Annotated in this window: 7 protein-coding genes; all 7 read right to left on the reverse strand. The window is 40.3% G+C overall.

The genetic code is table 11. The features are described 5' to 3' along the window. Nucleotides 1-196 precede the first annotated feature (196 nt). Entirely contained in the window at nucleotides 197-466 is a 270-nt protein-coding gene (locus tag MHI51_RS28555; RefSeq protein ID WP_036681516.1) for an alpha/beta-type small acid-soluble spore protein, read from the reverse strand. 153 nt (nucleotides 467-619) lie between these two features. Beyond that, a complete protein-coding gene (locus MHI51_RS28560; RefSeq protein WP_076220031.1) occupies nucleotides 620-1,159 on the reverse strand; it encodes a hypothetical protein in 540 nt (179 codons plus the stop codon). An 88-nt stretch (nucleotides 1,160-1,247) separates the two neighbouring features. Further along, nucleotides 1,248-3,995: an S-layer homology domain-containing protein gene (locus tag MHI51_RS28565; RefSeq protein ID WP_076220030.1), complete on the reverse strand. Its 2,748-nt coding sequence runs from the start codon at nucleotides 3,993-3,995 to the stop codon at nucleotides 1,248-1,250. A 501-nt stretch (nucleotides 3,996-4,496) separates the two neighbouring features. Then, nucleotides 4,497-4,838, reverse strand: a complete 342-nt coding sequence (locus MHI51_RS28570) for a hypothetical protein (RefSeq protein WP_036681520.1) — start codon at nucleotides 4,836-4,838, stop codon at nucleotides 4,497-4,499. 219 nt (nucleotides 4,839-5,057) lie between these two features. Then, entirely contained in the window at nucleotides 5,058-9,026 is a 3,969-nt protein-coding gene (locus MHI51_RS28575; RefSeq protein ID WP_076276915.1) for an S-layer homology domain-containing protein, read from the reverse strand. A 160-nt stretch (nucleotides 9,027-9,186) separates the two neighbouring features. Further along, complete coding sequence (locus tag MHI51_RS28580) at nucleotides 9,187-10,314, reverse strand: glycosyltransferase family 4 protein (RefSeq protein ID WP_036681523.1); 1,128 nt, start codon at nucleotides 10,312-10,314, stop codon at nucleotides 9,187-9,189. A gap of 116 nt (nucleotides 10,315-10,430) precedes the next feature. Further along, entirely contained in the window at nucleotides 10,431-11,186 is a 756-nt protein-coding gene (locus MHI51_RS28585; RefSeq protein WP_076220268.1) for a WecB/TagA/CpsF family glycosyltransferase, read from the reverse strand. Between the last annotated feature and the right edge of the window lie 3 nt (nucleotides 11,187-11,189).

An 11,189-nucleotide genomic window follows, 5' to 3' on the forward strand; every position in this document is an offset into this window, starting at 1 on the left:
CTATATTCACTAAACTCTTCAAAAAATGAACCTTTTCCATATGGAAAAGGTTTAAGGCTTTCCTCAAAAGTCATATTATCTTATTTAGGGGGTGGTGTCAATTAAACACAAGCCCCCCCGTGACAGTATGAATATTGATTTTACGCTATAAAAAGCAATATCAGTTAAGGAAATAAGGGCATTCTACCCCCTGATATTATTGAAAAAGAGACTGTTCAGCTTGCTTAATGAGTCTCTTCGTAATTTCTCCTCCAACAGACCCATTATCCCTTGAACTCAGATGTCCAAGGTACTGACTACGGCCAGAACCACTGCCTCCGACTGCGCCTAACTCAGAAGCAAATTCCGTGTCTGCCCCGCCTCCATAATGAGCCCCATATAAACCAAATTCAGCTGCAATTTCATATTGCATTTGTTTCAGCATTGTCCGACTTTCAGGTACGACTGTACGATTATTACGTGCCATGTTACAGCACCTCCTGTGAATTTGTAAGATTACAGGAATATTGTGCGTCCATCACTTAATCTTCAATCGCGCCAATGATTTGTAACTTTGGAAAACAGTTTAAAGGTATGATTAAGTCCGTTTACGGGCATTATGAATATATATCATTACAGATTATTTCAAGGTATATCCACCACGAACCATCACAACAAGACCTAGCTTTTGACCCTCTTGAACAGCTATTCCACGACCATCACGAGGGAAGGACAATAAGTGGTTAGATGGTGCAGCTAGTCCATTTGTAAGATCTTTACCATCTGTTAAATCGGCCACTCCATTCGCATCCTGTGATACGATGACTGCTTTACCCGCGCGAACTATAAATTCAGCACCTGCCGAAGCAATTAAAGTTTGGCCAGGCTTCACATCGACAATTACAGATTCATCACTGCTATTTTGGCCAGGTGTAGCTACGGGTGCTGTGGTTGCACTAGGCGCAGGTGTAGCAGTCGCGATCGGAGTCGTTACTGTGCCACCCGAAAGTGCTTTCTGAATTTGCTGATCTACGTAGCTTTTCGTAACTACAGGATCATCCGATGTACCGGGTTGAGAACCAACACCTGCACCTTCAGCGGTAATGTTTAACAAAGAACCAGCCCATACACCACCAGCTAGTAATACAGCAGCGGTTGTTACTTTCCATACCGATTTCAAAGAAGTTCCTCCTCATTATTGGGGATAAAAACCTATAAAAAAAAGAATAGCCTCCGAAGAGGCTATTCTGTGCTTCAGTAATCGGAGATTACTTAGCGTACTGTACTGTACCAGTTGTGATGTCGTTGGAAGCTTCATCAGTAATCTTACTGGAATCAAGTACTTTAACTTCAATAGTATTGATGTTATTAGCATTCAAGTTAGGGTATTGAGTAAATGAAGCATAGTATTTACCAGCGTCACTTCCTGCACCTTTAGTAATTGTAATGCCAGATGTTACAGGGCTAGAGTTGATAATGAAACTGAAGTCAGATCCATCAACTTTAACGTTCTTAACATTTTCAGAGAAGCTCAATACCAAGATTGAGTTATCGCCTGAAGATACAGCAGCACCAGTAAATGTAGGAGCTACTCTGTCAGTCAGAACAAGATCCTTATCTTTAGCATAGCTACCGTTACCAGCAGCATCAGTAATACCAACTGCTACAAAGTTATAGGTATCATTTTTGCTAATTGCAGATTTAGGAATTGTAATTTCAACTGTTGCAGTAAGCGGCTTAGTAAGATCAGAACCAGTGGAATTAGTAATTACTGTGGTTGAACCAGCTGGAAGTGCTTTACCAGCCAAAGTATAGCTGTTCAAGTCACGCAATGATGATACATTCAAGCCTTTATCGTCAGATGCATTCACAACCACTTTAATATCAGCACCGTTTTTAACGCTGTCTGTATAAGTGATTTCACCAACTGTTGGTCTAGTAGTATCAGTTGAGGAAGCTGCTGCTGCAGTCACTGTAACAGAACTTGCTGCAAGAGTGTTTCCAGCAAGAGAAATATCTTTAACCAATTTTGCTGGCAGACGCAAAGTGTACGGACCACTTAGAGCAACATTTGGATAAGTTACAGTAGCACCGTCAATTTTAGCACCGCTAAAGTTAGCACCATCTTCAAATTTAACCAACTTACCAGTAGTATCGTTGACCAAAGTTGGAGTTTCAGTAGTACCGAAAGTACTATCGATATTTTCGGAGAATGTTACTACCAATCCTTTACCACTTGTGAACACAGCACTTACAACTGTAGGAGCTGTAGCGTCCTTAGTAAGAGTTACTGGTTGAGTAACAACAGCACCCAAAGTGTTACCTAGAGTATCTTTAATTGTTGCGCCAAACGAAAGTGTACCAGTGAAAGTACCGGATTCTGGAAGTTTAAATCCAGCTGGAACTTGCAGTCTGATAGTATCACTATTTTGTTTAGTTTCTACGCTCAATGTACCTTTGCTTTCGCCATAAGCATCAAGCAATTTCACATTAGCAATAAAGGACTCATAATTCACTTTTTTATTGAATTTAACATCAAGGTACTTATCACTTACTGGTGTGATGCTTGCAATTGTTGGAGCTGCAGTATCAGAAGTTACAGTTACAGTAGTTTTAATCGGGTTAGGATTAGCTACATTACCTGCAAAGTCAGTTAGATTCAACAAGGAAACATCATAAGTTTTTCCACTGTCAAGAGTTCCAGTAGTCAAAGTAATAGTGTCATAAGTATCGTTAGATACTGTTGCAGTGGAAGCTACACCGTTAACATAAGCAATGATTCCAGCTCTCTTAACAGGTTCGCTTACTTGAATAGTAACCGTATTAGTTGTTGTTTTAGCTACAGCTGTTGCACTCACTACAGTAGGAGCAACAGTATCAGCAACAGTTATAAGGTTAGTATAAGTAGCGAAAGATGTTCCGCTTGCTGTTTTAACAGCGTCTGTAACAACCACAGTATATTGGCCCTTCAAATAATCTGTGTTAGGGAAAGTAATTGTTGCTTCGTTAGTAGTTGTGTTCAAGGAAACGTAAGATCCGTCAACAGCAACTGCTGGTGCACCGTTCACTGGAACTACTTGCACAACGCCTGATTTGATTTTGTCACTGGAAATCAGTGAAGAAGCATCAATGGCACGGTTGAATTTCAGTACCAATTGTTTAGCATTTGGAGCTGTTGCAGCAAGTACTTTTGGAGCTGCCAAAGTTACTTTAGTTGTGTAATCACGATCATTGTGTTTGAAGGTAATTGGAGTTTCAACACCTTCTACTAGTGCAGTAGTCAAAGTTACAGTAGTAGTAGTTTTGTCAGAGAAAGTCACAACTACGCTAGTTGGGCTTACTGCTTCAGCAGAAGCTACAGTCAATTGTGGTACTGTAAGCTTTTGGTCAACAGCATAAGCTGTTTCAACTACCAAAGAACGGCTAGCGTTAGCTTTGAAGTTAGTGTCTTTAGCAACCAAACCTGCGTCGATTACTGCTTGAGCGTAACCTTTAGCCCATGCGGATGCAGAGTTGTCAGTTGTAGTTGGTTGTTCCAGTTTCAAAGCACGGAACAATACAGCCGATACTTCTTCAACAGTCACTTTACCGTTGTAATCAAAGATACCTTTAACAGTATCTTTACCTTGCATCAAGTTAGCTGCAGTAACAGCTTCGATGTAAGGAACTGCCCAGTTAGAAGCATTGTAACCTTTGTCTTTGTAAGACAATTTGTTAGTTACTTCTGTAAGATCAAACAATTTAGTAACGATCTTCGCGAATTCAGCGCGAGTAAGATCTTTTTCAAGGTGAGCTTGACCATCTGGGTATCCGTTAAGAATACCTTTCGCTGCCAAAGCATCAAATTTTTGTTGCGGAGTTGTTGCTGCGTCACCAAACGCTACAGAGGCAAACATCGAGAATGCCATTGCTGTAGATAATGCTACGGATAAAATTTTCTTCATAACCTTTTTTTCTCCTCCTTGGACGTTCATAAACTGAGATTTTTCTTTAGTTGAGTAGCTCATATCACTCATTAGCCGATGCACCCCCTTTCCAGAGTTGAGCAAATTAAGTATAAATAATGTCTGTGACGGGTATCACAGAAACTGGTAAACGATTTTAGGACATGACAATACTAGATTCCTAATTATACCTAAGTATTATACAATGTGCCTCAAGTCACGTAAAGCTAATTTTTCCATTTGTTCAAATTGGCTTTACCAGCGGTTAATTTCAGCCCCTGTGTAAATGACTCTACACCTTAAACGCAGAAGATTTGAAAAAGTTGCGGTTTCTCAAAAAAAAATCTTCTTTTTATATTTTCCGGTGAGATCCCATTAGAAGATACATATGTATGTTCTACTAACTATTGCTAATCATGGGCGCCTACGGAAAATAGTATATCATAGTCGCTTTCTAAACGTCATTATGCAATATTTACTAAGAATCATTAACACTAGTGCTAATAATTTAAACATTCCTACAAATAAAACAAAAAAGCGCCGGTATCGGCGCTTGCTTCTATTACGTTGTTTCTAACGAATCTTCATAGATAACTGGATCAATTCCTGACGTTTCTCAGGACTCGAGTTCACATTGTCATACATTGCATCAATAGCTGCGCGGTTCTCGCGATAGCTCTTTTCATGCTTGATTGTAGTATGAGACCATTCGATCAGAGCGTTCTCAGTAACAACAAGCTCGTTGTACGAATCATGGAATCCTGTTGCTTGCACAAGCTCTTCCATGACCTCCTGAGTAATTTCCTGTAATGCGCGCTTAGCTGCAATTTCCTTTTCCAACACTTTTGCTCTATTCTCAAACATATTCTTGGCTTTCATGTAATCCAGCTGTGCTTTTGATAAAATCGGTTTCATCGATGGCTTTCACCTTTCAGAAAATAATATTTTCTACATTATTGTATCGTAAATCGGTGCAGATTACAAAATTTATGTCGCTGGTAAGTTTACGCTTTTTCCTCCACCGCCTTATACACAAATGGAAATGCGGGTTGTAGCTGCTCCACTAAAGTAGTAAGAAGAACGACCAATCCGCAAAAGTTCTCGCGAGATTGGCCGTTTTTTAATTCTAATCAATTAGTTAAATGTTTTTGGGAAAATACTTGTGCTCTTTTTAAGTAGCTCTACAGCAATCTTACCAGCCTCTGCACGAGTAAGCTTGCCCTTTGGATTGAAATTATATATAGGCTTCTTCTGCCCTGTAATCGTCACTGCACTGCCTTCCATGATCTTTGCCTTGGAAACTGCCTCAATGGCTGGTCGAGAGTAGAAATCCATATTACCGGTGTCTACAAAAGATTTGGATAGACTAGTTAACAGCTTGTTGTCATTTGTAGCCATCTTTAGCTTAAGTGCCCGAGCGATCATCACAGCCGCCTGTTCGCGTGTAACAGGTTGGTCAGGACCAAAGAACCCATCGCTTAATCCAGTAATAATACCTGCTCTTGCTGCAGTCTCAATATGCTTGAAGTCCCAAGTGGTAGAAACTGCCTCCGGAACAATATCGAAGAAAGTCTGCTGATTGTTATTATAGTTTAACGGAAGACTCAAGCCCTTCACTAACAATGTAGCAAACTCGCCCCGAGTAGTTGTATTATCCGCGCCAAATTGGTCAAAACGCAAATTTTTCATAATGCCTTTAGAATAAAGGCCATTCAGAACATTTCTTGCCCATGGATGATTAGTAATATCCGTATATCCACGACGAAGCTTCATTACAGTATAATACCCAAATTGATCAAATGGGACTGTAATCGTGTGCTTCTTTGTATCTACTTCTCCGCCAATATTCTCCCATTGACCGGAATCTGTATAACGGAAAACTGTAATCGTTGTGCCAACCTCATCAACAATATTTGGATTAAAGGTTAGTGTAAGTTCACCCCGCTGAGAAGGTACAATTTTGCGTTCAGCTTCAATTTGCGTGAAATTACCTTCTATAGAATATGGAGCGATCCCATTAGTTGCTGGTTTATAAAGAGCCGTACCTTTCGCACCCTTCTCTCCAAGTCCACCGCTGAGCCAATAAATATCAGACACACGTGAGAAGTTATTAGTTTCTACTGTTGAGTTAAACCGCAATACTAGATCTGAGGGAATCAACAGTGTACTCAAGCCCCCTGGTGTCCGGGCATCAGAATCAACGTTGATAGTATTCCCATAATCATTTTTACGTTCAACAACACCATCTACAGGATCAGCTATTCCGAACAATAGCTTTGTATCTGGATAATACTTAGCTGCCCCTGAGGTAGTGTAACCTTTCATAAGTGTTCCTTTAGGGAAGCTTAGCTCAAGTCCTTTATTAAACGCACTATACTTCGTTGCAACTTTCTCGGCCATATATTGCGTATCTACTTGAACCGCACTTGCATAATACACACTTACCGTATCACTGAGAGTAGAATCTGCTCGTACAATTTGAATTTTAATTGTTGTTGCTTTATCTGCTTTTAACCCCACATAGTCCAATGTGAAGCGATTTGGCAAATCTGTACGCTTTTCAGCCTCATATTTATCAATGATGACTTTAGTCGCACCTTCTGCTTCAATATCAAAGCGAACAAAGTTTTTGTTAACTACAATCTGTTCACCTACTGTTGCCACTGGAGACAGTATGCGATATGGAGATACTTCCCGAACAACTTCTAGACGTTGATTCGTACGTGCACCTGTATCATTAATTAATTCGAGATTATAAACAATGCTTCCAGCGGTTTCAGCTGGGATATCACGAATACGAAGCATAAATTCTGTGCTGTTACCCGAGAAATCATAATAATATTTTTGTTTATTATAAGTGAATTCATTCAACTTTCTATGTCCGGCAGCATCTGCTGTTAAAACTTCACTACCAAAAGAGAGAAAGAGATCTGATCCTTGGTACAAGTTAAGCTTAGTTGCAGCTCCACCCCTTAGTACCAAATCATATTTGGTTTGACTTGTAACGAACTTTTCATCTTTATAAATAAACTCTGAAGTTAACCCTAAAATGTCATTAAGCTCTTTTTCATTGTAGTCCTTCACTAAATCATGGGTAAAATCAACTCGCCCCTTTGATATAGCCGGATGGAATTGCGACAAATTCGAGACATTCGTATCGATAATATAAATTCGTAGTTCTTTTCGAATTTCTCTTTTATTATTTGCCTTATCCATCGAGGTTCCAACAAATACAATCTTGTTCTCGCCATAAACTAGTGGACCGGAAGAGGATATAGGTAAATCAAATGAAAACTTTGGATTAGCGAGCGTTACATCAAATTTGTATCCATCTTTATGTGCATCTGTAATTATTTTTTCATTCGAAATCCCATTAATGAAGAATTGAGGATTACCGATACTTTCAAATCCAATATATTCACCAGCAATAGTCATACTATTAGAGCCAGTAGCTGAATTAAAGGTATAAGTCTGCCCGTCATTCAAATTAGCTACATAAATATAGTTCTTCGAAACATAGGCAATATCGGCATTATAAAAAGACTGAGACCCCGAAAATTGAAATTTAACCTTTTGCTGTCCATTCGAGAAGCCTTCAACTTTATAAACCTTTTCATTATCCTTTAAGTTTGTAACATTAGTTTGTTCTGTTAACACTAATGAAGCACCTAAAGGCAGGTAAGAGGCCTGCAATTTCGCTGCAGCTTTTGCAGCAACATTTGTTTTCACCAGAATGTAGAAATCCGGTTTTTCGACCTGAGAACCATTTAACGCTAGTTTAGAAACGGAAGAAATGTCTACACTTCCCGATGTAGGTTCTGTATATCCAGAAAGATAGAACATATCTGTAATCACGGTCTCATCTTTCAGATATTTATAACTTTCCTTGGTTGAGGTTTCGTAAGATCCATATTTAATAGATAACACTACATTGCCAGAACCTGTAGCAAGGGTAAACGGTGATGTAGTCTCAAAAGAAACCAGTCGGTATTGAGGCGTCACACCGTCTGGGCCCGGAATAACTATTTCCTTCTGCTCTCCAGCATTCCCCGCCACTGATACATAAACACCATCTGCCGAAATCGTATATGACTTTAACACTTTAACCGGAACAACCTGATCATTAATTTTGACTGTATGATCATCTTCAAAAGATTTATCACTTGCACTATAAGGTAGGAGAACTTGTCCTATGATATTTGCAGTAGTATCTGAAGCAGTTAGTGTAGGAACATTATCAAGAATACTGTGGGCTCTATAATTCGTTCCATCCCCATGATAAATCTGCAAATCAGTAAAAGGTCTATTTGTATCAAAGTAATAAATTGAGCGTTTAATAGTAATCGAGTCCGCTGCATTCTGCACAACGATCTCCAAGGTATTTTCTCCTGATTTCAACGTTAATGCTGGTGTGAAAAACGTACCATCCTCAAGCAATGAGGTTTGCAGCGATGATCCTCCATTCAGAGAAACGCCAACTCGAGTGGCATTGGTCACATTACCTTGAAGCGTGATCTGTTGATTAGGAACAACAACCTTAGTTCCCTCATTCAGATTAATCGCAGAAGGTCCACCTCCGAGCACTTGCAGAGACGATATATAAGGAACCTTGTCATAGAGGACATAAAACGACTCTGAGCGTTCTAAAGTACCCTGCATCCCTGAGAAAGTAATTTTATTATAACCAGTAAACAATGTGAGACCGCTAGCAATAAAACGGTTAGTAGGATTCGTAGTATCAGTTGTAACCGCACCTGTTGTTGAGTGAGTAGCATCAGTAACCCACTTGCTACCATCCTGAGTCAATTGCTGCACAGTGACCTTCATTGTAGAAGTTGTTACTTGAGCATACGTACCAGTAATTGAGAAATTTGGGTTGCTTGTCTTGTAGACAGTTTGTCTAGAAATATTATATTTGGCATTCGAATCATTATCCGGCACAATCTCCTGTTTCAGCTCAATTGTATTCCGCAGCGTGAGATCATCCGGACTGAAGTATGTTGTGGTAGCCGCTGCCGCTATGGGCGTGTATTTACCTGGGAACATAGAAACGATCAAAGCCGCCAGCATCAGCCAAACGAACGGTCTCTTAAAGCGTTGCATGTGTTATATCTCTCCTTTGAGTATAAATTCTCGTAAACCTTCACTTTGTTCTTTATCGGTCATAGGAAGCGATATTTTTAGGGAAAACAACAAAAAACTCATCCGAAAAGGGATGAGTTTTGTTAGTTATAGAAAATATTAGAATAATACCATTAATAAATTAAGATTTGGAACCTCTTTCCGGATTAGCCTTCATACGAATTCTTAAAAAGAAATCAATCAGCGGACGTTTAGTCTTACCGATCAAACCTGTAACTTCCGCACCGATCTGCAAGAAGAAGAGCATGATGCAGATGACTACGAAGGTAACCCAGTTCGCCTCGTAAAGAGCGGCAGAGGATTGAATAACAGCTAAAACTCCAAAAAATGCAGCAATACCATAAATAATGAGCACAGTCTGACGATGACTAAAGCCTAGCTCGCGAAGGCAATGATGCAAGTGACCTTTGTCTGGTGCAAAGATTGGTTTCTTCTGCAGCTTACGGCGCACGATCGCAAAGAACGTGTCCGACAACGGTACACCAATAATAAGCAAAGGTGTAATAAACGAAACCACGGCAATCTGTTTAAACCCTAGCAAAGCAAGTAAAGCTAAGCAGAAGCCTAAGAACAGCGATCCCGTATCCCCCATAAAAATCTTGGCGGGATGGAAGTTGAAGAACAAGAATCCGATTATGCTACCCAGAAGCAACAGGCATAACATGGCAACCATCGTGTTACCCATCAAGAAAGCCATTACCGCAATCGTAGCAATCGCAATCCCTGATACACCAGCAGCAAGCCCGTCCAACCCGTCAATCAGGTTAACAGCATTGGTGACACCAACAATCCAGAAAATCGTAAGCGGGATAGCAATCCAGCTTTCCAATGAAGAATACGTATTGTTAAATGGAATATTCACAAAATCTACAGTAATACCAAAACCGAAAACTACAATACATGCTGCAACAATTTGGCCCAGCAGCTTCAACTTTGCTGATAATTCAAATCGGTCATCCAACCCTCCGATAAGTACAATCAGTCCGCCGCCACACAGCAGCGCTTTGATGAAGTTGGCCTCCCGCGGAGTGAACTCATATGGAATAATCGGCAATACGGCAAGCAGGCCTAACACAAACGCCAGAAAAATAGCTAATCCGCCAAGGCGGGGCATAATTTTCGTGTGCACTTTACGAGCATTCGGCACATCTGTCGCACCAATCTTAATGGCGAATTTCTTCACCAAAGGTGTGAGGCCAAGTGCGAGTCCCATGCATACGATAAATCCAGCGATGTATATGATTAACATTTGATCAGTCGACCCCCATTTCTCTACCGCATTGAATTATACGCTGTTACAAAAACAAATTCCAATCCCTTTTTTAGGCTATTCATCTGATTTTCTAGGTGAATATCGGCATTTGACTAGACTTTTGTTACTTTATCTTTCTCACGCGCCACTTTTAATGCGAATTTCGGCAACGCAAGCATTCTTTTGTACCGCGTAGGCTCTTTTAATAAACGGTACAACCATTCAATTCTCATTTTTTGGAAAACTTTTGGTGCTCTCTTGCTCTTGCCAGAAATTACATCAAAGCTGCCGCCGACCCCCATCATGATCGGAACACCTAAATTGGATTTGTGTTTTGCAATCCATGGTTCCTGACTATCCGCGCCTCTGGCCACAAATAATAAGTCAGGATTGGTTTTAACAATTCCAGCAATAATTTCATCGTCCGATTCCGGACCAAAATAACCGTCATGATATCCTGCAATAATAACACGCGGATATTGCAATTGTAACCTTTCAGCGGTTTCCTGAATCACCTCAGGTGTAGAACCAAGGAGATATACCTTCCAACCATATCTTTCACCCTGTTGCATCAATTCATGTAACAGGTCAAAACCAGCTACCCGTTCGGTTACAGGCTCCTTACAATAATTAGCAGCCCATACCACACCGGTTCCATCTGGGACAACCAATTCAGCTGACTTCATTATCTCCATATAAGCTGGATCTTCCAAAGCAGCCATAACCATGATCGGATTAGCTGTAATCACTTGATGCGGGATACGGGTATGAACCGCCTCTGTCAAATAAGCAACAGTTGCTGCCATATCAACCTTGGAGACTCTAATCCCAAAAATAGGAACTGTAGGTACCGCGCTTTCTGCTTTCACTTT

Origin of the sequence: Paenibacillus sp. FSL H8-0260 (assembly GCF_045040625.1) — a bacterium.
Classification (GTDB): domain Bacteria; phylum Bacillota; class Bacilli; order Paenibacillales; family Paenibacillaceae; genus Paenibacillus_AQ; species Paenibacillus_AQ odorifer.

Bases quoted from the DNA above. Each gene is read 5' to 3' on its own strand.
- MHI51_RS28555 (WP_036681516.1), bottom strand. From the start codon at position 466: ATGGCACGTAATAATCGTACAGTCGTACCTGAAAGTCGGACAATGCTG.
- MHI51_RS28565 (WP_076220030.1), bottom strand. From the start codon at position 3,995: ATGAGTGATATGAGCTACTCAACTAAAGAAAAATCTCAGTTTATGAAC.
- MHI51_RS28570 (WP_036681520.1), bottom strand. From the start codon at position 4,838: ATGAAACCGATTTTATCAAAAGCACAGCTGGATTACATGAAAGCCAAG.
- MHI51_RS28575 (WP_076276915.1), bottom strand. From the start codon at position 9,026: ATGCAACGCTTTAAGAGACCGTTCGTTTGGCTGATGCTGGCGGCTTTG.
- MHI51_RS28580 (WP_036681523.1), bottom strand. From the start codon at position 10,314: ATGTTAATCATATACATCGCTGGATTTATCGTATGCATGGGACTCGCA.